21 protein-coding genes are annotated in these 18851 nt (G+C 60.5%); 11 read left to right on the plus strand and 10 right to left on the minus strand.

The window, feature by feature from the left end; genetic code table 11:
- Positions 1-48 precede the first annotated feature (48 nt).
- Entirely contained in the window at positions 49-558 is a 510-nt protein-coding gene (locus tag MUO32_RS24350) for a hypothetical protein (protein WP_257950957.1), read from the minus strand.
- Positions 559-885: 327 nt separating this feature from the next.
- Between MUO32_RS24350 and MUO32_RS24355 the strand changes: the two genes are divergently transcribed.
- From MUO32_RS24355 to MUO32_RS24375, 5 genes are all read left to right on the plus strand, one after another.
- Positions 886-1095, plus strand: coding sequence for a cold-shock protein (locus MUO32_RS24355; RefSeq protein ID WP_257950998.1), 210 nt, complete (start codon positions 886-888; stop codon positions 1093-1095).
- 124 nt (positions 1096-1219) lie between these two features.
- Positions 1220-1447 (plus strand): hypothetical protein, encoded by a 228-nt coding sequence (locus MUO32_RS24360; RefSeq protein WP_257950958.1) that lies wholly within the window; start codon positions 1220-1222, stop codon positions 1445-1447.
- A 32-nt stretch (positions 1448-1479) separates the two neighbouring features.
- Complete coding sequence (locus MUO32_RS24365) at positions 1480-1860, plus strand: DUF6481 family protein (protein WP_257950959.1); 381 nt, start codon at positions 1480-1482, stop codon at positions 1858-1860.
- Positions 1861-1956: 96 nt separating this feature from the next.
- Positions 1957-2232: a hypothetical protein gene (locus MUO32_RS24370; protein WP_257950960.1), complete on the plus strand. Its 276-nt coding sequence runs from the start codon at positions 1957-1959 to the stop codon at positions 2230-2232.
- A 223-nt stretch (positions 2233-2455) separates the two neighbouring features.
- On the plus strand, positions 2456-2674 hold the full coding sequence (locus MUO32_RS24375) for a hypothetical protein (protein WP_257950961.1): 219 nt from the start codon (positions 2456-2458) through the stop codon (positions 2672-2674).
- A 193-nt stretch (positions 2675-2867) separates the two neighbouring features.
- Here MUO32_RS24375 and MUO32_RS24380 read toward each other — a convergent pair whose 3' ends face one another.
- Positions 2868-3830: a DUF808 domain-containing protein gene (locus MUO32_RS24380; protein ID WP_257950962.1), complete on the minus strand. Its 963-nt coding sequence runs from the start codon at positions 3828-3830 to the stop codon at positions 2868-2870.
- Between the two features lie 217 nt (positions 3831-4047).
- Here MUO32_RS24380 and MUO32_RS24385 point away from each other — a divergent pair, with 217 nt between their 5' ends.
- From MUO32_RS24385 to MUO32_RS24395, 3 genes are all read left to right on the plus strand, one after another.
- Entirely contained in the window at positions 4048-5298 is a 1251-nt protein-coding gene (locus tag MUO32_RS24385) for a sensor domain-containing diguanylate cyclase (protein WP_257950963.1), read from the plus strand.
- Between the two features lie 554 nt (positions 5299-5852).
- A complete protein-coding gene (locus tag MUO32_RS24390; protein WP_257950964.1) occupies positions 5853-6167 on the plus strand; it encodes a helix-turn-helix domain-containing protein in 315 nt (104 codons plus the stop codon).
- Positions 6160-7413 carry a type II toxin-antitoxin system HipA family toxin gene (locus tag MUO32_RS24395; RefSeq protein ID WP_257950965.1) on the plus strand — a complete coding sequence of 418 codons (1254 nt, stop codon included), beginning with the start codon at positions 6160-6162 and terminating at the stop codon, positions 7411-7413. The genes MUO32_RS24390 and MUO32_RS24395 overlap by 8 nt, the downstream gene beginning before the upstream one ends.
- A 64-nt stretch (positions 7414-7477) precedes the next feature.
- Here the strand turns inward: MUO32_RS24395 and MUO32_RS24400 are convergent, their stop codons facing one another.
- The 3 genes from MUO32_RS24400 to MUO32_RS24410 all read right to left on the minus strand — a co-directional run bounded on the left by MUO32_RS24400 (position 7478) and on the right by MUO32_RS24410 (position 8323).
- Entirely contained in the window at positions 7478-7732 is a 255-nt protein-coding gene (locus MUO32_RS24400; protein WP_257950966.1) for a recombinase family protein, read from the minus strand.
- A 9-nt stretch (positions 7733-7741) separates the two neighbouring features.
- The gene (locus MUO32_RS24405; RefSeq protein WP_257950967.1) at positions 7742-7969 is read right to left on the minus strand and encodes a hypothetical protein; all 228 of its coding nucleotides are present in this window, start codon (positions 7967-7969) and stop codon (positions 7742-7744) included.
- Between the two features lie 81 nt (positions 7970-8050).
- The gene (locus MUO32_RS24410; RefSeq protein ID WP_308311334.1) at positions 8051-8323 is read right to left on the minus strand and encodes a recombinase family protein; all 273 of its coding nucleotides are present in this window, start codon (positions 8321-8323) and stop codon (positions 8051-8053) included.
- 45 nt (positions 8324-8368) lie between these two features.
- On the opposite strand from MUO32_RS24410, the gene MUO32_RS24415 reads away from it, so the two are divergent.
- On the plus strand, positions 8369-9280 hold the full coding sequence (locus MUO32_RS24415; RefSeq protein WP_257951000.1) for an HNH endonuclease: 912 nt from the start codon (positions 8369-8371) through the stop codon (positions 9278-9280).
- A 908-nt stretch (positions 9281-10188) separates the two neighbouring features.
- Here the strand turns inward: MUO32_RS24415 and MUO32_RS24420 are convergent.
- The 5 genes from MUO32_RS24420 to lsrA form a co-directional block, all read right to left on the minus strand.
- Positions 10189-11442 (minus strand): class II aldolase, encoded by a 1254-nt coding sequence (locus MUO32_RS24420; protein WP_257950968.1) that lies wholly within the window; start codon positions 11440-11442, stop codon positions 10189-10191.
- Between the two features lie 66 nt (positions 11443-11508).
- Positions 11509-12540 (minus strand): autoinducer 2 ABC transporter substrate-binding protein LsrB, encoded by a 1032-nt coding sequence (lsrB, locus tag MUO32_RS24425; RefSeq protein ID WP_257950969.1) that lies wholly within the window; start codon positions 12538-12540, stop codon positions 11509-11511.
- A gap of 2 nt (positions 12541-12542) precedes the next feature.
- Positions 12543-13556, minus strand: coding sequence for an autoinducer 2 import system permease LsrD (locus tag MUO32_RS24430; protein WP_257950970.1), 1014 nt, complete (start codon positions 13554-13556; stop codon positions 12543-12545).
- Positions 13553-14584 carry an autoinducer 2 ABC transporter permease LsrC gene (locus tag MUO32_RS24435; protein WP_257950971.1) on the minus strand — a complete coding sequence of 344 codons (1032 nt, stop codon included), beginning with the start codon at positions 14582-14584 and terminating at the stop codon, positions 13553-13555. Before MUO32_RS24435 ends, MUO32_RS24430 begins: the two co-directional genes overlap by 4 nt.
- The gene (gene lsrA / locus MUO32_RS24440; protein ID WP_257950972.1) at positions 14577-16079 is read right to left on the minus strand and encodes an autoinducer 2 ABC transporter ATP-binding protein LsrA; all 1503 of its coding nucleotides are present in this window, start codon (positions 16077-16079) and stop codon (positions 14577-14579) included. Before lsrA ends, MUO32_RS24435 begins: the two co-directional genes overlap by 8 nt.
- 240 nt (positions 16080-16319) lie before the next feature.
- On the opposite strand from lsrA, the gene MUO32_RS24445 reads away from it, so the two are divergent.
- Complete coding sequence (locus MUO32_RS24445) at positions 16320-17267, plus strand: sugar-binding transcriptional regulator (RefSeq protein WP_160785049.1); 948 nt, start codon at positions 16320-16322, stop codon at positions 17265-17267.
- 3 nt (positions 17268-17270) lie between these two features.
- Positions 17271-18833 (plus strand): autoinducer-2 kinase, encoded by a 1563-nt coding sequence (gene lsrK, locus MUO32_RS24450; RefSeq protein ID WP_257950973.1) that lies wholly within the window; start codon positions 17271-17273, stop codon positions 18831-18833.
- Positions 18834-18851: the final 18 nt, after the last annotated feature.

The following is an 18851-nucleotide window of genomic DNA, read 5'->3' on the forward strand; positions in this document are numbered from 1 at the left end:
ACGATCTCCTTCTGGGACGACTGTCGGGCGTGAACCTGAGGCCATCGGTTAATTTCGGCGAAGATTGATTTGGCTGGTTACGACAGCTTTCCCAGTTTTAGGGTCCTTGTCGACAGTGGTGAGACGCATTCCTAAATCACCAATCTTCTCGATAGTCATTTGCGCGCGTCGGTCCCCGTTCACAGGCTTTGCCCATGTGATGCCGAGATTGATCGCATCGCCTTTGCGCCTCCCACCCAGATTAGCGGTGCCCGTGCCTGCGCCGACATAAGAGCCGCTGTAGGCGCTTCCATTTGACGTCAGGTCAGCGCTGATCGCACGAGAAAAGACCGCCAAGCTTTTGCAACGTCCATTGAGTGAAAGCGAATTAGCGGTGGTATTAGATTTGAAATTGCAGGCTACGTTCATTGCACGCGAATTTGTGCGAACCTTCACGGTGCCCTTTCCGCTCCAGCTCCCTTGGAGGGATTTTAAGAATCCAATTTCGTCGGCATGTGCCGAGCCTCCGAAGAGCGCAAGCGAAACAACGGCGACCGACATTGCTAAAGCATTTTTCATTGTCGTGCTTTCGGCTCGCGAAAGACAGAGGCTGTCCCGCGAACATGGAGGAAGGTCATATTTCAACCCGCTGCTCTTGGCATAGTTCCATCGTCGGTTCGTTCGTCGATCAAAAGGAACCCGACAGCGAAATGAGGAAAACTACCGGTTGACATCTGCGCCGATATCTCTATTTTGAGTTTATCGATCTTTTGCTTGCTGAACTTTGGTTACCGCGCGATTAGCACCGCGCCTGACGAACTTTCCCTCTCAAAATCAATCGCTACCACCATCCGCGAACCTTTGGTTCCGCGGTCGCTCAACATTGCTTTGAAAGGGTTCATCATCATGACCACAGGCACAGTAAAATGGTTCAATTCCACAAAGGGTTTCGGCTTTATCGAGCCTGACAACGGCGGCGCTGACGCCTTCGTTCATATCTCGGCTGTTGAACGCGCTGGAATGCGCGAACTCGTCGAAGGCCAGAAGATTGGCTTCGATCTCGAGCGCGATAACAAGTCGGGCAAAATGTCGGCCTGCAATCTGCATTCCGCTTAATTGATATACGCTTCCCTTTGACCACGGATGTACTGGCACTGCCGGGAGCGTAATCAGTTTAAGCCAGGCATCTCGCCTGGCTTTTTTCGTTCCGGATCACCGGTCGAAGCCATCAGGAGTTTCAATGACCGAAACACACAGCAAATCCCGCCAGCGGGCTGAATTCGCGTTCAGCAACGTCCAGTCGCAGTTCTACGCGAAGAATAACGCAGTTGAAGAGCTTGAATCTGAGGCTGAGCGCCGGGACGCCAAGACGTTCAGGCTCAGAGCGGCGCGTTTGGCGCAGGAATTGGCCGACCGAACCTCGGCCAATTCCTGCGCCCTGCTTGCCAAACGAGCAAAAACGCGCTGATCACTGCGCATTATCGATATCAGGATGTAGATTTGAAGAACGCCAGAAACAACGAGCTTACTGACCGACGAACCGCATCCAAAGACGCCAAGATTTCTCTTCTCAACGCCTACCGTATAGCACAGACAGTGGCAGAACCATCAAAAGTGGAAAGGCAGGCGGCACGCACGGCCATCGCCTTGGCTCGTGAGGAACGACGCGTTGAGCGCGGGCGGCTCAAGCGTGAGGAGCGCACGCGTGTTGAGACCCGCGCAGAAGAAGAGACAGCGGCTGCGCAGGCTGAGGCACTCGCCGAAACCAAAGCTCGCGAGGGCGCGGAAAAGGCTAGGATAGCGCGCGTGATCGAAGATGAGGCGGCGCGAAAGGCTGAGCGCGATCGGCGTTACGCGAACCGCAAGGCCAGACAAGCTTAAACTTTGGTATTTTTGCCGCCGCCAGATGCTGACACTGCGCCAATCCCACGACAGGACGATGTTATGCCGTGGCTAGCGAATCTTATAGGAGCCGCCATGGCACCCGATCCGAACGAACTCCAGTCGATCAATACATCCTGGCAAATCGCGATCCAGGAGATCTTAAGGATGGTCATCCGTGACATGTACCATGACGGCGGCGAAGCTACCTTCAAGGCACATATCAAGCGCATCGAAGAAGCGGCCGTCGACAGTATCTATACGGACCTGAGACTCCGGGGCACGGATGAATGGACGGAAGTGCTCGTCAAAGAAAGGGCAAGCAATTTTGTCACTACGCTGCTGACGTCATTCACCTACGACCGAGCGTGAGTCAATTTACCTGAGCAACTGAACAAACCCGCGATATCAAAAACCAGCGATGAGCCCATCTGGCGGGCCAATTACCTCAAGGGGCCGTTCCTTCGGACGGACGCCGGACCAGAACGCACTCGATTTAACAAGCCGCACCCTGCTGGTCGTTAAGGATCTCCTAACCAACCGCTGGATTGTAGCCATTGGCTGTGCTTCATTGGGACTTCAGGAGGACGGAGCAATGAATACCTGCGCAGTCGATCTCGCACGCTTGCTGGCAATGACGATTGAAAAAATGATCCATTCTGAAGGCCAAGGCCCAGTTTGCCTGTCTGACAATTGTGTCCGAGTGCTCGCAGAGACAATCGCCGCTGTGGACGCAGGTCGAGTCGCGATGGGCGAAAGGGAAGTCGGGCGCGTCATTGAGCGCAAGCAGGACATCATTCTTATCCCGGCGTAAGAAAAGATCGCCAGTCGGGCGCCGACTATTCGGTCCCTATCAACGCGGTTTATTCCCTATTTCGCATGGTCGAATTGATGGCGGAGAATAATTTGTTTGTTGAAGTCTGTGAGAGTACAGGCCTGAAGAACGCGGAGTGATAGCTAGGCGAGCGCGGTTTGATGTGCCGACCGAAATTTCGGTGTTCCTTGGATCATTGACTCTGCGGTAGGAGCCGCCGGATCAAGGGTGATGAGGCATGCACGAGGAAAATGGTCACACCGCCGACCAATATGGCCAGAGCGGCCTGGAGCGCGGATGTTGTCGTCCAGTGCAGGACCTCCGGGAGGTAGGCGGACACGCTGCTGACGCCCCCAGCTATCCTTTCGATGACGTGTTCCGGGCCGTGGTAGCCCAGTTCGGCCATTCCGTGTACGAGAATGCTTCCTCCGACCCAGAGCATGGCGGCCGTACCGATCATGGCGAGTATACTGAGGAACACCGGGACGCTGACGACGAGGCCACGCCCGAATGCTCGCACGAGGCCGGCCGAGGAACCAGCAAGCGCCAGCCCCGCATCGTCCGCCTTCACGATGAGGGCGACGACGCCGTAGACGGCCAGGGTGATCAGGATGCCGACTGAAGCCAGGACCGCCGCCTGCGTGTAGATATTGGAGGCGACGACGTTTGCGAGCGTCAACGCCATGATTTCGGCGGAGAGTATGAAATCTGTCCTTATCGCGCCGGACACTTTCTGGTTCTCCAAAGCGACCGGATCGGAAGTTCCCGACACCCCTGCGTCATGTTCGTGGGCGTCGTGAGGCATGACGGCCTCGCACAGCTTTTCGGCCCCTTCGTAGCAGAGATAGAGGCCCCCGACCATCAGGAGGGGCGTGATCGCCCATGGCGCAAAATAGCCCAGGAAAATTCCGGCCGGAAGAAGGTAGAGTAGCTTGTTCTTCAAGGACCCGAGCGCGATCTTGGCGATGATCGGCAGTTCCCGCGCCGGTGAAAGGCCGACCACGTATCTAGGAGTCACCGCCGCGTCGTCAATCACGACCCCAGCCGCTTTTGCTCCTGCCTTCGCAGTCTGGGCGGCGATGTCGTCCAGCGACGCGGCCGCGAGCTTCGCGATTGCGGCGACGTCATCGAGGAGTGCGATCAGTCCGGTTGCCATATGATTTCCCATTCGTTCAGCCGCAAGGGGATATCGGTTGCCTTGCAGGGATTGTCCAGTCCGACATCTCCTCAACCGTGAGATCAAGGTCGCAAATGCGTTAAACTTGTATCGGGCCTCCGCTTTCCTCGTCGCTGGTTCGATTCCCTTCAAGACCCTCGGTGCAACCGGCTGTTTACGAAATCCTGCGCATGATCTCACGAAACAAGGTGTTCCGATGACGGTCGTTCGTGCGTTTGGTAAATCATCAGCGGAAGCAGCACAGCGCCAAATGGACCGGCTTGCAGCCCTGGACCAGTTGGACATGCTGGACACACCGCGCGATGCGGGTTTCGACCGATTGGTGCGGTTGATCAAGGAGATATTCAAGGTCGACATCGGGATTGTCTCGTTTATCGACGCCCATCGTCAGTGGTACAAGGCATGTTCTGGTCTTCCGATGGACGAGATGCCGCGCGAGGATACCTTTTGCCGATATGTCGTTGACTGCGAGGAGGCCATAGTTGTCCAAGATGCAACTCGCGATCCCCGTTTTGCTTCAAATCCCGCGGTGACGGGGGAAGCTCACATTCGCTTCTATGCGGGCGTGCCGATGCAAACGGCAGACGGCCATACGGTCGGGACCGTCTGTGCCATCGACAGGAAGCCGCGCTCGTTCGGCACCAGAGATTTGAGCATTCTTCGGGAACTGGCGGGTGTTGCCATGGATCGGGTTGAGGCGTTGAAGTCGGCCGCGACGGACAGCTTGACCGGAGCCCTCACACGCCGTGCCTTCAAAGAGGAAGCTACTCGAATCCTGTCGCAGGCAAGGCGTCACAACCATGATGTGTCCTGTATCGGACTGGACGTCGATCATTTCAAGAAAGTGAATGATACCTATGGGCATGCGGCGGGTGACGATGTCCTAAAGCTGGTCGCAGCTACTTGCCGGGAGCAGCTGCGAGGGGGCGACCTCCTCGGCCGGTTAGGAGGCGAAGAATTCGCTATTCTACTGCCGCATGTCGATCGGGAAGACGCACTCGCCGTTGCGGAAAAGCTACGCCAGGCATTATCCTCGAAGCAGGTGGAGATGGCGACGGATACAATCCGGGTAACCGCAAGTTTTGGTACGGCTTCCACGTCGATAGTCGCGAGAGACGTCGATACCCTGCTGGCTCAGGCCGATGCTGCCATGTATCGCGCAAAACAAGCAGGCCGCGACCGTTGCGTGTCCTGGGGTTCTGCGGAAGTGCGGGGAGCCGCTGAGCGGCGTCGCGTCTTGAAGGCTGGTACGATCATCTTCAACGATAAGCGCTCCACTCTCGACTGCACGATTCGGTCGCTTGGAGCAGACGGTGCGAATATCTCTGTTTCCAACACATCTGCTATACCTTCGCAGTTCGTCCTTGCGATCCAAGCGGAGGGTTTCGAGACGAACTGCCGTGTAGTTGCTCAGGATCGTCAGCACCTTGAGGTCAGCTTTCGATAAAGGGTACTCCTACCGAGCGAACCGTATAAAGCGCGATCAAATGTTAGCTTCGTTAGAGCCGCCAGCGTAACCTGGCCACAAAGCTCGTCGGTGATCGCATTCCGTACCGATCAGCCTGCGCGCCGCTCTGCGCCCCATATCGCTCAGTTGAACTCCAGTCGCCAGCCTGTTGATTGTTGCCTGAATTTGACCCGGTTCACCGTGACCCACGGGTAGCCAGAAGAATGCTTTTTCCCCAAGCCTTTGTGTCGCTTCAGCCGGCACAGCGCCAAATGAAAAACTGGGTCAAATCCCCGCGATATTCAACAGCATGCTCATCCGTTTCTCTCGGGCATCAGTGCCGGGGGCGAGCGGAATAGGGACGTGCCTTTGCCAAAGCATGTATGGTGGACAGAACTCGCTGGCCGTTACGCGGCCATCAGAAAACAGCATGAATGATATATAAAGGGATCAATTAAGGCGCTATGATCCTTATTCATATCTTTTTCGTTGACTGAGCTCAGAATGTTTGAGATAGCTTGCCCTGCTCCACGGAGAACTTTTGGGTAGGTAGGATGGCACGGTCTGAGTCAGATGCCTTGCTGGAAATCGGGCAGTTGCTGAAGGCTACGCGTAAAGACAGGCAACTGACGCAGGAGCAGGTTGCCGACATGGCGGGTATATCGCGCCCCCGCTATCGTGAGATAGAAGCCGGAAACAGTGCTGCGCGCACGACGACCCTGATCAACATCGGCCGCGCTCTCGGGCTTGAACTGATGCTTATACCGCAGACCATGGTTCCGGCCGTCGGCGCGCTGCTGCGGCCACAGGATGATCTCGACGATCTCCCGGCATTCATGGCTCATCCGGACGGGGATGAGAATGTCTGAATCATCTTCCAATCCGAGGTCCATCTCGTCGCTCAGCGTGCTGCTGAACGATGTGAAGGTCGGTACGATTGTCAGGACGCCCGGCGATTTCAACGCCTTCAGCTTCGAGGACAGCTATCGCGCAACGGGCGGCTTCCCGGTGCTCAGCCTGTCTTTTCGAGCAGTCACTGGCGGCTTGCGCAAGGACCCGACACCCGTCGCCAGAGCGTTGCCGGCGTTATTCGCCAATCTGCTCCCGGAAGACAAGCTGCGCGAGGCAATGGAAAAACACCACGCGGGTAGTGTTCGCGCGGGAAACGATTTCGATCTGCTCGTCGCACTGGGTTCAGATCTGCCAGGCGCCGTCCGCGTCGTGCCGAGCGACAGGACGATTGCCCGTCTCGACAACCTGCCCGCTAACAAGCCGAAAGCCCGGTTTTCGCTCGCCGGCGTTCAGATGAAGCTTTCGGTCATCAAGACCACGGGGAAGGGCGGTGGACTGACGTTGCCGATCGGCGACGAGCAGGGGGCCTACATTGCCAAATTTCCATCGACCTCGTTTCCCGGCGTGTCAGAAAATGAATATGCCAATCTTGCACTGGCTGAAGCGATCGGTATGGAGGTTCCGGAGCGTGAACTCGTCGAGCAATCAGAGTTCGAAGGTATCCCGAGGGAGTTCGAGACGCTGTCGGACGGTAGAGTCCTGCTCGTCAAACGTTTCGATCGTGGCGCAAACAGCGAGCGGATCCATATCGAGGATTTCGCGCAGGTATTCGGCGTCTATCCTTCGCGAAAATACGAAGGAGCTGCATATCATGATATTGCCGCAGCCTTGAACGTTGCCGTTTCGTCCGATGCTGCGCTCGAGTTCGTCCGCCGACTGGCTCTGGCTGCCATAACCGGCAATGGTGACATGCATCTGAAAAACTGGTCGCTGATCTATCGCGGAGCGGGCGACAAACCCGAGTTTGCGCCTGTGTACGACGTGCTCTCGACAATCCCTTACATCCCAGCAGATGCCATGGCTCTGTCGCTCGCCGGCGAGCGCCCGTTCAAGGCGTTGAATGCGCAACGATGGAAAGCCTTCGCCAATCGCGCGCGCTTGCCGGAAGCGGCCGTGCTTGAAGCGGTGGTCGATACGGTCGAGCGCGTCAACGAAGTTTGGTGGTCGCTGCCGGAGCGTAATGTCGCTCCGGCGAAGGTTCTCGAGCGTATCGATACGCATGTAAGGCTGATGACGCCGATCCTTGGCACGTGCGCGGAGTGAAGCCATTCGGCCGAACCTTACCGAGGCTTGTCCTAGCCCGCGCGCCAGTTCTCCTGGCGGGTCTTCACCCGTTGCCAAGGGCACTTTCAACAATTCTGAGCGACGGCACCTCCTTCTCCCGAGAGACCCGACGTTCTGCCGCAGGATTTTTCCGATAGGCGAGGCGGTTGAAGACGATCAGTCCGATATAGGCCTGATTGTTCAGAATGCCGCTGCCACGATTACGATGACCGCGAATTGCGGTCCCTTGCCAGGGTCGACCGCGCGGGCCGGGTACACTGCGTGCATTGAGTTCGTCAGCGATCCTGACCGGGCTCATGCCGTCTGCTTATCGCTCAAAAATCCAGACGATGGTTGCCGCCTCAGCGATGTTGATCGAACGCAGGCCGCGCACCGGCTGCCCGTTATCGTCGAACTCACGTCGTATTCTGTAGCCGTAACAGACACCGCCTGGCACCCGGCCATGCCTGGCGACAGTCTTCATGCCTTCGCGCGTGCGGTAGCGAACCTGTTCGAGCACCTCTTGATTGAGAACCGCCCTCAGTCCCAATTCCATTGACGACACCGCCGCGGCGCCGTGTACCGTCCACAGTTCGACATCATGAAACTGCAGGATCTTGAGAATGCGAGCGCTGTGCTAGAGGTCCCGGGAAAGGCGATCGAGAGTGAGGCATAGAAAGACGTCATAGGCGCCAGTGCTCGACCTGGCCAACGCGGCCCGGAGACCGGGCCGCGTCTCAAATGGCGAGGCGCGGACACCAGCATCAACGAAGGTGTCGGCCAGATCCCAGCCTTGCCGCATGACAAATTCCTTTCCGAGATCGAGCTGGGTATCGATCGAAGCGGGGTTTTGTTGATCTGTCGAATAACGCGCGTAAAGTACGACGCGCTTGAGGGCATGAATAGTGATCGTTCTCCCTGGTTTGAATCGTGGTCACCATGATAGAGATCGAGTATCGGATTCGGGGTTTTCATTCACCGCACAGATTCGATCTACGACGACAGTCCGGCTGAACAATATCAGTTTCCGAGCCAGTATCTCGGTCGCGTTCAAGCCTGCGTTGGGGACTGGATCATCTACTACGAGCCTCGAAAGGTTGCGGCGACGCGTGGATATTTTGCTGTGGCCAAAGTCGCGCAGGTCATTCCGGATCCTAAAGCGCCCGGGATGTATATCGCTCTGATCGAACCCGGAAGCTATCTTGATTTCGTAAATGCCGTTCCCTTCAACGGGCCAAATGGTGTGATCGAGCACGGGGTGCTCAACGACGCCGGACGGATTTCGGGAAGGGCTCAAGCAGTAGTACGGCCGATCTCAGCCGCAGATTTCAATCGCATTCTGTCGATTGGGGTGGCGGAAAATCAACCGGAACTGCCGCGGTCGGGTGAGGCAATCGACGGGATACTGCCAAGCGGGCTCGCTGAGAGCACCCAGGCTCCTTTCATATTCGAGCTGGACAGAACGAGAGTTACACAGCTTTCATCACGCGTCGTTCGCGATCGGCTGTTCCGCCGCTTGATCTTGCAGGCCTATGACAAACGCTGCGCGGTAACAGGCTTGAAGCTGATCAACGGCGGTGGCCGCGCGGAGGTTGATGCTGCCCATATCCGCCCCGTTGAAGCGAGTGGCCCGGACATTTTGTCGAACGGCATTGCGCTTTCCGGAACTGCACATTGGATGTTCGATCGCGGCCTTATCGGCTTGTCGGACGATCTCGAGGTTCTGGTTTCGCATCACGCAAACGACCGCGACAGCATCCAAGGCCTCATCAATAGAACGGGAAAAGCGATCGTGCCGGCAGGTATCCACGAGCGACCTCATCCTCAATTTCTGAAATGGCATCGTGAGAATACCTTCAAGCACTAAAAGCGAGTTGTGCATCACAACCGGTCCGCGGGAATGCCCATGTCACGGCTCAAAATAGCGGATAGAGCGGGGACCATCGTTTGACGATGACTTCCTGCTGGTTCGTGCGGCCGAGGCCAGTCAAGGTATAGCCCTCATCAGGGGCATTTGCGCTGAACAGGAGATTGCCGCTGGGCGCCTGGCAGTGGCGATCAAGCAGCCCTGACCGGCGGCGTTCGCATATTATGCGCTTGCCTTGACCGGCGCCGATCAGCACCCGGCGGTCAGGAGTTTTGTGTCATGGCTGCTGCAAGAGGCTGAACCGCCTCCTCTGGCCAGCCGTGCCTAGATAGCTTAACTGCAATGCTGCCAATATTGTCAAGCACTGACCGCCCCGGACGATTTGTTACGGTCTTGTCGCAGGTTCGAACCTCTTCAAGACCTGGATTGTTTCACTAGTTTTGGCAAATCTTTACGCCGCCCCCATTCGTGCCAGAAGCAGTCATAAAAGCGCCAGTCCGGATTGCCCAGTTGCTCGACCATGAGGCCGAGGATGCAGGCTGTAACGCCTGAGCCGCAGGTGGTGATCACCTCGCCGGAAATGTCAGCCTGCGCGGCCGCGAAGACGGAACGTGCCTTTTTCTATCGTGACGAATTCGAAGTTGTTCTCGGCATCGAAGAATTTGGCCCAGGGCGTATTGATGGCGCCGGGCATGTAGCCCGAGGCGACGCCAGGATAACCCGACCCCTCCAGCCCGTCGAAACGGGCTGCGGTTGGCAGTCAAAGTGGTAGGGTCGTGAGAGGTGGTCCGATGCCAAAAACCATCGAGGATCGTCGATTTAGACCTAATCAAGAGCTTGGCATGGCGAGCGCCGATTTTCACCGATTTCGAACTTCGGGCACCTAAAGAGATTTGTCGGCATCGATGCTATTGAACCACGACCTTTAGTTTTGCCTGCTCTAAGGACCAATACTCCATCTCAAAGAGATCGGCTTCGTCGATTGGAGTGAAGCGTCCGTAGACCTCTGCCGCGTTGATTGCGCGCGTTGCCTGTTCGCAAAGGTCACCACCGATCTTTGCAGCCCTAGCGTTGGCGCCGAGGGCGTACATTCCTTTTCCACGCACCAAGACCACACGGGGATAGACGTCCAGCATATGTTTGCGCTCGCTGGTGCGAGTGGCATTGCGTGCGAAATAGGCGCGGTAGCGCTCGGCATAAGCGTCAAGTGCAGTACCTATCGCCTCCGCGCTCGCGTCTGGCGCGACAATCATTGGCCAGGGTTTGATACGGATGACATGGTCCGGCGTGACGGTGCCGCGCAGGCCGATCGCCTCCACGTTCTCTTTCGCGGTGTGCTCGCGGATCGCGGGGGTGGAGCGATAGTCGAGAAAGACGCCCTTTGCAAAGGGTGAACCCTCGCGGGCAAGGGCCTTTTCCAGCCGCGCCCTCAGCGCGGGATCCTCTTCGCCGTCACTCTGCTGAGGGCCAGTGAGCGCCACGTTGGCGCGGGCAAGCTCGTCTTCCGCCATGGTGACGAACTCGATCATCAGTTCATAGGAGGCACGGGCATCGTCGGCGAAGGTGAAGAGGCCGTGATTCTCCAGCCAGAGGCCCTCGCAGCCTGGATGCTCGCGGTAGATGCGGTCTGCGACGATGGAAAGGTCGAAGCCCGGCATGACATAGGTCACATAGGCGAGCCGATCGCCGTAGATTCGCCGGACCGTTTCGCGCATGTCGGGCTGGTCGGCCAGCGCAAGGATGGCCGTCGCATGGGTATGGTCGACGAAGGCAAAGGGCAGGAAGGCGTGCAGCAGCGCCTCGACGGATGGGTTGGGTGCGTCCGCATCGATCAGGCTGGCGCGCAGCAGCCACACCATGTCAGGGTCGGAAAGCCTGGGTCCATCGCGGGTTTCCAGCAATGGTACGAGACGCACGGCCGGCAGGCCCGGCGCCTCGATCGTGTCGAGGTCCCAACCGCTGCCCTTGATATGCATCAGCGCTTCGCCACCGTCGGAGGTGACCTTGACGGAGGTGTTGCCGCCGCCGTGCAGCACGAGATCGGGATCGCCGCCGATGATGCGGGAGGTGTAGATGCGAAGGCCGAGTGCCTCGCTCTGCCCTGCCGCCAGCGCGGCCTCCACGTAGCGTGCAGCGGTCTCGTCGTTCCAGCGGCTTTTCATGCGTATCGTCCTGTTTTTCGGAATGAATACGGCGGGCAGCCGAAGCCGCCCGCCGCTTATGCCTGATCAGAAGTCGAAGTTGGCGATATTGTCCTTGGTGAAGACCGTGCGCTCGGGAAGCAGGATGATGCCGTTGCCGTCGGCTTCGTAGTCGTAGCCCTGCACCTTGTTGGCCGAGACTTCGACGGTGCCGACGCCCGGAATCTCCAGCTTGTCGCCGACCTTCATCGGGCCATTCTTCAGGACGTGATCGGCAACATAGACCGAGATCTTGCCCTGCTGCGTGACATCCCACAGGCCGAAACGCTGGATGGTGCCGCGCTCGATATAGGGACGCATGACATTCGGCGTGGAGAAGCCGACGATGGTGACGCCTTCGGCGCGCTTCAGGTTTTCGGCAGCCTGCGCGGCGGCCGGCAGGGCGTTGGCGTCGGGTGCGATGATCGCGTCGAGATCAGGATAGGTCTGAAGGATGCTTTCGGCCGTCTGCAGCGATTTCTGCGCGTCGTTATAGCCATACTGGGTGGTGACGATTTCCCAGCCTGGATGCTCCTTGGCGATCTTTGCCTTCGCGGCTTCCGCCCAGGCGTTCTGGTCGGTCACGGTCGGGCTGGAATAGAAGAAGGCGACCTTGGCCTTTTCCTTCGTGACACCTTCAGCTGCCATGTCGACCAAGAGACTGCCGAGCTGCTCGGGCGTGCCTTGGTTGATGTAATAGCTGCGGCAATCGGGGTTGACGTCGCTGTCCCAGGTCATGACGAGCACGCCGCGCTCCATGGCGCGCTTGAGTGCCGGGCATAGGCCATCGGGCGAGACGGAGGAGACGATCAGCGCATTGTAGCCTTGGTTGACGAAGTTGTTGATGAACTGCACCTGGCCGGAAACGCTGGGTTCCGTCGGGCCGTCATAGGTGACCTTCGCGCCGACTTCCCCGCCCGCCTTCGTCGCGCCGGCCCCGCCGGAGGTGAAGAAGCCGACACCCACCAGCTTGGGGATGAAGGCGATCTGGTTTTCGGCATGGGCCGCACCTGAGGCGAGCACGGTGCCCGCGAGAAGCGCGGCGGCGAAAGCGCTGGATTTCATAACGGTCTTGATCATTCTCATTCTCCTCCTGAAGTGACTGCCACCCGGGTCTGTCTCTTTTGCCGGGCGACGGCGATGAAATCGGCCAGCATTGCGCTTCCGTGACGCAGTGCGACCGCGACAACCAGCAACCCTCCCGAAAGTGCGCTGGAAATCTGGCTGGGGACGCCGGCCGCCTGCAGGCCCTGCTGCAGGTAGCCGATGACGAATGTGGCGATCAGGGTGCCGAGGATGGATCCCTGGCCGCCATAGATGGAGGCACCACCGAGCACGGCCGCCGTGACGGCGGGCAGCAGCGTCGCCGAGCCGAGGTCGACGCGCGCGGAGCCGAAATAGGCCGACATGACGAGGCCGGCGATGGCAGCCGAAACGCCCGTGATGACATAGGTGATGGTCTGCACGCGGCCGACCGGGATGCCGGCAAAGCGCGCCGCGCTTTCCGACTGGCCGGAGAGGAACACGGCGCGGCCGAAGCGGGTGAAATGCAGCAGCACCACCAGCACGAAGGCGAGCGCGAGAAACAGCGCGAGCGGGGCCGGCAGGCCGAGGACTTCCGCATAACCGAAGGCGTTGAAGGCTTCCGGGAAATTGCCGATGCCCTCATAGCCGCCCGCGCCGACGAGGCCTGAGGCGACCGTCGCGGTGCCCTGGAAGAGGTAGAGGCTGCCGAGCGTCACGACGAGCGGCTGGATCTTGGACAGGTGGACGATCGTGGCGTTGAGGAGGCCGCAGAGCGCGCCGGAGACCAGCGCCAGCGCGATCGAAAGCGGCAGCGGCACGCCGTAGAAGGTGGCGACACCGAAGACGATGGCGGCAAGGCCGATCACCGAGGCGAAGGAGACGTCGATGCCGCCGGCGATGATGACGAGGGTCAAAGGCAGGGCGACGATGCCGATCTGGACGAAGTCGGAGGTGCCGTAGATTAGGTTCGCGACATTGAGGAAGCGCGGATTGACGAGGCCGAAGATGACAAGCTCGGCGATGAGCATGGCAAGGAGGGCGCTCTCCCAGCGGAAGATGAGCTTCTTCATCGGCCTGCCTCCACGGTGCGCGCCGTTGTCGTTTCAGCGGATTGGACAGGACTGCGCTCGTGCACGGCATAGCGGCGGGCGCGGATGCGGCGGTCGATGATCTGGCGGATGCGCCCGTCGAGCAGCAGGACCGAGAGCAGGATCGCACCGGCGATGAAGTCGTTCCAGTAGGCGGGGATCTTCAGGAAGACGAGCGCGCTGTCGATGGAGGTGATGAAGATGACGGCGGAAAAGACGCCCGCAACCGAGCCGGTGCCGCCGAGCAGGCTGACCCCGCCGAGCACGTTGACGGCGATGGCTTTCAGCTCGATGCCGCTGCCCGCTTGGTTGGGGATGAAGCCGATCTGCGCCGCGAAGACGAGGCCGGCGAGCGCGGCGCAGATGCCGGTCGCGATGAAGGCGGTAAACTGCACACGCTTGACCGGCACGCCGAGATGGTGTGCGGCGGCGCGGTTGTCGCCGACAGCGTAGAAATAGCGGCCGAAGCGCGTTTTGCGCAGCATCAGCCATGCGACGATGGCGAGGGCGAGCACGACGACGGTGAGCGCGGAAAAACCGGGGCCGAGATTGCCGGCGAGCGCCTTCAGGTCCTGCGGCAGGTCCTCGATCCAGCGCCCGCCGGTCAGAACGAGCATGATGCCGCGATAAAGGCCGAGCGTGCCGAGTGTGGCGACGATGGAGGGGATGCCGAGATAGGCGACCATCAATCCGTTGAAGGCGCCGGCGGCAGCGCCGGTCGCAAGGCAGAAGGCGATGGCGAGCGGCAGGCTGATACCGGCATTGAGCGACAGGCCGAGCACGGCCGCGCTGAGGCCGAGCACCGAGCCGCTGGAGACATCGATGTTGCGCGTCAGGATGACGATCGTCGTTCCGAGCGAAATCAGCATCAAGACAAGGCTGTTGGAAACGACGACCGAGGCCGTGGCGCCGGAGAGGTAGCCGGGTGCGGCCGCGCCGATGGCGGCATAGGCGACGACGAGGACGGCGATGAGCGTTGCGACGCGGTTGCGCGCGAAGAGGTCAAGCATGACGGGCCTCCGAGGCGCCGAAGGCAAGGCGGGCGATGGTGTCCACCGAGATGTCGCCCGTCAGCTCCCCGCCGGGCTGGCCGAACGCCATGACCTCGACGCGGTCGGCGAGCTGTTCGATCTCGTCGAAATCCGAGGAGATGAGGACGATGGCGACGCCCTCGGCGGCGAGCTTGCGGATGAGGTCGTAGATATCGTTGCGGGCCGCGACGTCGACGCCGCGCGTCGGCTCGTCGAGAATCAACACCTTCGGCCGGGCGGACAGGCACTTGGCCAGCAGCACCTTCTGCTGGTTGCCGCCCGAAAGGCCGCGCACCTCCTGGCCGGGGCCGGTGCATTTGATGCCCATGCTGGCGCGGAATTCGTCGAAAGCCTTCCGCTCCGCGCCGGGGCGCAGGAAGAAGGGCAGTCGGTGCACGAGATAGGACGAGACGTTCCAGAAGAGCGGGGCTTCGAGGAAGAGGCCATGCTGCTGGCGATCTTCCGGCAGGTAGACGAGGCCGCGGTCGATGCAGAGGCGCGGCGAGCGCTTCTTCAACTCCATGCCGTCGAAGACGACGCTGCCCGCCGCCTGGGGGCGCAGGCCAAAGAGCGTTTCGGCGAATTCCGTTCGCCCCGCGCCGACAACGCCGGCAAGGCCGAGGATTTCACCCGCCCGCACATCGAGGCTGATATTGCGAAAACCCTCGCCGCTGAGACCGCGCACGCTGAGGCGCGGCTGGCCGATCTGCGAGACCTTGCGGCCGGTGCGGTCCTTGCCCGAAGCCTCCGTGATCTGCACGCGGCTCATCGCGTCGATGATCTCGGCGTCGCTATAGCCGTCGAGCGGACCGGAGAGCACGATGACGCCGTCGCGCAATACGCTGATCGTGCCGCAGATTTCGCGGATCTCGCGCAGCTTGTGCGAGATGAAGAAGATGCCGACGCCCTGCGCCTGCAATTTGCGCACGCGCTGGAAGAGCGCGCTCGTCTCGAACGGGGTGAGGGCGGAGGTGGGCTCGTCGAGGATCAGCACGCGCGCATCGCGCACGAGGCCGCGCAGGATCTCGACGATCTGCCGTTCGGCGATTTCGAGGGCGGCGGCCTGCGCGTTGAGGTCGAGCGAGACGGAGAGTTCCGCGACGAGCTGCTCGACACGCGGGCGCAGGGCCTTGGGCGAGGCGGCAAGGCCGAGGCAGATATTTTCCAGAACGCTCTGGTTGGGCAGGATATGCGCTTCCTGCGGCACCAGGTAGAGACCGAGGTCCTGGGCATGGGCGGGCGAGGCATGGGCGAGCGCCCGGCCGTTGATTTCGATGGCGCCGGAATTGGCCGGGATGACGCCCGACATGATCTTCATGAGGCTCGATTTGCCGGCGCCGTTGCCGCCGAGAAGCGCGTGCACTTCTCCGGCCTGCAAGGCGAGCGAAACGCCCTTCAGCACCGGAACGGCACCGTAGGACTTCCAGATGTCCGTCAGCTTCGCGACCCTCCCGGCCGCCGGGCTATCCGTCATTCTGCACCTGTTCACATGTAATTCGTGACAATCATGTGATCATAGCGACAGCGGGGCGTCAATATGCTCAAGCTGCACGAAGAAGCCATGTCGACCCAATATTGCGCTGCAAAATATGATTTACCAGCGAAAATCAACGAATTGCGACGGCAAAGAATTTTTCGCCGCACGGATACGTTGACGTATCAAAAGTTTTTTTGCTATTCAAATGATCAGAAATTGACCGAAAGGGCCGCTTGCATGGCGACGGACAACGGGGAATGGAGCTACGCCGATACGGACGAGGAAATCCTCACCCGCATCGCGTGGTATTACTACAACGACGGGCTGACGCAGAACGAGATCGGCGAAAAGCTCAACATGTCGCGCATCAAGGTCTCGCGCCTGCTCGAGAGCGGCCGACGCTCCGGCATCATCCAGGTGCGCATCAACTCGCGCTACCAGGGCTGTCTGGCGCTGGAGCGGCAGATCAAGGAGCGCTATGGGCTGCTCGAGGCCTATGTCGTGCCGCAGCTTCCCGACCAAGACCCGAGCGACCGGCTGGGGCAGGCGGCCGCACAGTTTCTCATGCAGCGGCTGCAGACGGACGATCTTCTGGCGGTCGGCTGGGGCGCGACGGTTTCCAACACCATCCAGCGGCTCGGCCATCTCGCCAACGAGCGCAATATCGGCCTGGTCAGCCTCACCGGCGGCGTCGGCACATATGTCGACGGCATGCGCACGGCCAATTGGGGCAGCGGCGTGCATCTGGTGCCTGCGCCGCTTGTCGTGCGTGATCCGGATGTGGCGCGCAATCTCTCCTCTGAGCCGGCGGTTGCCAACCTGCTCGACATGGCGCTCAACGCCACCTACCAGCTCGTTGGCATCGGGGAGCTTTCCGCCGCCTCCACCGTCGTGCGCTCGGGCTATGTCAGCCCCGACGAGGTGGAGCCGTTGCGCCGCAAGGGCGCGGTCGGCGATATCCTCTGCCAGTTCTACAACGAGCGCGGCGAGCCGCTAGACCTGCCGCTGCACGACCGGGTGATCGGCGTGAAGCTCGCGGCGCTCTCGCGTGCCGAAAAGGTCGTGGCGGCCGCCGGCGGCATCCAGAAGGTACAGGCCATTCACGCGGCGCTGCGCGGTAAATTCGTCGGCATCCTCATCACCGACGAGACGACGGCCGCCGGCCTCATCGAGATCAAGGACTGACCTATGACGACTTCCTACCTGCTGGCTGTCGACGCCGGCACCGGCAGCGGCCGCGCCGTCATCTTCGATGAGAACGGCAACCAGATCGCCAGCGCCCAGCACGAATGGTGGCACAAGGCCGATCCGCGCTTTCCGGGCTCCATGGATTTCGATGTGGAGGGGAACTGGTCGCTCCTGTCGCGCGCCATCCGGCAGGCGATTGCCGAGGCCGGCATAACGGCCGCCGATATCCGCGCCGTCAGCGCCACTAGCATGCGCGAGGCCATCGTCGCCTATGATCGCGCTGGACGGGAAATCTGGGCCTGCGCCAATGTCGACAGCCGCGCCGTCAGCGAAGTGCGCGACCTGAATCGCGATTTTCCGGGCCTGGAACGCGACCTCTATGCGCAGAGCGGCCAGACCTTCGCGCTCGGCGCCCTGCCGCGCCTTCTTTGGCTGAAGCGCAACCTGCCGGATGTCTATGCCCGCATCGACCGGATCAGCATGCTGTCCGACTGGGTCCTGGCGCGTCTCTCCGGCGTCATCGCCAGCGATCCCTCCAATGCCGGTACCACCGGCCTCTACAGCCTCGCGAAGCGCGACTGGCTGCCGGAAGCCGTGGCGAAAGCCGGCATGCGCGACGATATCTTCCCTGAAAGTGTCGAGCCGGGCACGATCATCGGCCGCGTCACCGAAAAAGCGGCGGATGAGACCGGCCTTGCCCCCGGCACCCCCGTCGTCATGGGCGGCGGCGACTGCCAGAGCGGCGCGGCTGCCATCGGCGTAGTCAACGAGGGCGACTGCGCCGTGCTCGGCGGCACCTTCTGGCAGCAGGTGGTGAATGTCGGCCCTGATGTCTCCGACCCGTCCATGGACCTGCGCATCAATCCGCATGTCGTAACCGGCCTCAATCAGGCAGAGGCGATCAGCTTTTTCGTCGGCATCGTCATGCGCTGGTTCCGCGACAGTTTTGGCGCGGAGGAGGTGGCGGCGGCCGGGCAGGGCGGCGATGCCTACAAGCTTCTCGAGGAGAAAGCGGCAAGCGTACCTGTCGGCGCCTACGGCATCATCCCGGTCTTCTCCGACGTCATGCACTACGGCAACTGGTATCACGCCGCGCCGTCGCTGCTGAACCTGTCGATCGACCCGGAGAAATCCGGCAAGGCGGCGATATTCCGGGCGCTGCAGGAAAACGCGGCCATCGTCGCGTCCCGCAACCTGTCGGCCATCTTCAGGCTCTCGGGCAAGACGCCGGACAAGATCGTCTTCGCCGCCGGTGCGTCGAAATCCGCCCACTGGTCGCAGATCCTTTCCGACGCGACCGGCCTTCCGGTCGTAACCCCGGTCGTCAAGGAAGCGACCGCGCTCGGTTGCGCCGCCTCGGCCGCCATCGGCATTGGCCTTCGCCGCGATTTCGTCGAAGCGGCTGAAGGCTGGGTGCGCTGGGACAGGCGCTTCGAGCCGAATGTCGAACACAAGGCCATCTACGACGAGGCCGGCGAGCGCTGGGCGCGCGCCTATGCGCTGCAGCGCCAGCTCGTCGACGAGGGCGTCACCACGGCGATGTGGAAAGCGCCGGGCCTTTGACCCTTTCATCTAGGACTT

It is taken from the genome of Shinella sp. CPCC 101442, assembly GCF_024704725.1.
Classification (GTDB): Bacteria; Pseudomonadota; Alphaproteobacteria; order Rhizobiales; family Rhizobiaceae; genus Shinella.

Excerpts from the sequence above, each read along its gene's own strand:
- MUO32_RS24350 (WP_257950957.1), bottom strand. The coding sequence starts at position 558 with ATGAAAAATGCTTTAGCAATGTCGGTCGCCGTTGTTTCGCTTGCGCTC.
- MUO32_RS24355 (WP_257950998.1), top strand. The coding sequence starts at position 886 with ATGACCACAGGCACAGTAAAATGGTTCAATTCCACAAAGGGTTTCGGC.
- MUO32_RS24360 (WP_257950958.1), top strand. The coding sequence starts at position 1,220 with ATGACCGAAACACACAGCAAATCCCGCCAGCGGGCTGAATTCGCGTTC.
- MUO32_RS24370 (WP_257950960.1), top strand. The coding sequence starts at position 1,957 with ATGGCACCCGATCCGAACGAACTCCAGTCGATCAATACATCCTGGCAA.
- MUO32_RS24375 (WP_257950961.1), top strand. The coding sequence starts at position 2,456 with ATGAATACCTGCGCAGTCGATCTCGCACGCTTGCTGGCAATGACGATT.
- MUO32_RS24380 (WP_257950962.1), bottom strand. The coding sequence starts at position 3,830 with ATGGCAACCGGACTGATCGCACTCCTCGATGACGTCGCCGCAATCGCG.
- MUO32_RS24385 (WP_257950963.1), top strand. The coding sequence starts at position 4,048 with ATGACGGTCGTTCGTGCGTTTGGTAAATCATCAGCGGAAGCAGCACAG.
- MUO32_RS24390 (WP_257950964.1), top strand. The coding sequence starts at position 5,853 with ATGGCACGGTCTGAGTCAGATGCCTTGCTGGAAATCGGGCAGTTGCTG.
- MUO32_RS24395 (WP_257950965.1), top strand. The coding sequence starts at position 6,160 with ATGTCTGAATCATCTTCCAATCCGAGGTCCATCTCGTCGCTCAGCGTG.
- MUO32_RS24400 (WP_257950966.1), bottom strand. The coding sequence starts at position 7,732 with ATGAGCCCGGTCAGGATCGCTGACGAACTCAATGCACGCAGTGTACCC.
- MUO32_RS24405 (WP_257950967.1), bottom strand. The coding sequence starts at position 7,969 with ATGGAATTGGGACTGAGGGCGGTTCTCAATCAAGAGGTGCTCGAACAG.
- MUO32_RS24420 (WP_257950968.1), bottom strand. The coding sequence starts at position 11,442 with ATGAAAAGCCGCTGGAACGACGAGACCGCTGCACGCTACGTGGAGGCC.
- lsrB (WP_257950969.1), bottom strand. The coding sequence starts at position 12,540 with ATGATCAAGACCGTTATGAAATCCAGCGCTTTCGCCGCCGCGCTTCTC.
- MUO32_RS24430 (WP_257950970.1), bottom strand. The coding sequence starts at position 13,556 with ATGAAGAAGCTCATCTTCCGCTGGGAGAGCGCCCTCCTTGCCATGCTC.
- MUO32_RS24435 (WP_257950971.1), bottom strand. The coding sequence starts at position 14,584 with ATGCTTGACCTCTTCGCGCGCAACCGCGTCGCAACGCTCATCGCCGTC.
- lsrA (WP_257950972.1), bottom strand. The coding sequence starts at position 16,079 with ATGACGGATAGCCCGGCGGCCGGGAGGGTCGCGAAGCTGACGGACATC.
- MUO32_RS24445 (WP_160785049.1), top strand. The coding sequence starts at position 16,320 with ATGGCGACGGACAACGGGGAATGGAGCTACGCCGATACGGACGAGGAA.
- lsrK (WP_257950973.1), top strand. The coding sequence starts at position 17,271 with ATGACGACTTCCTACCTGCTGGCTGTCGACGCCGGCACCGGCAGCGGC.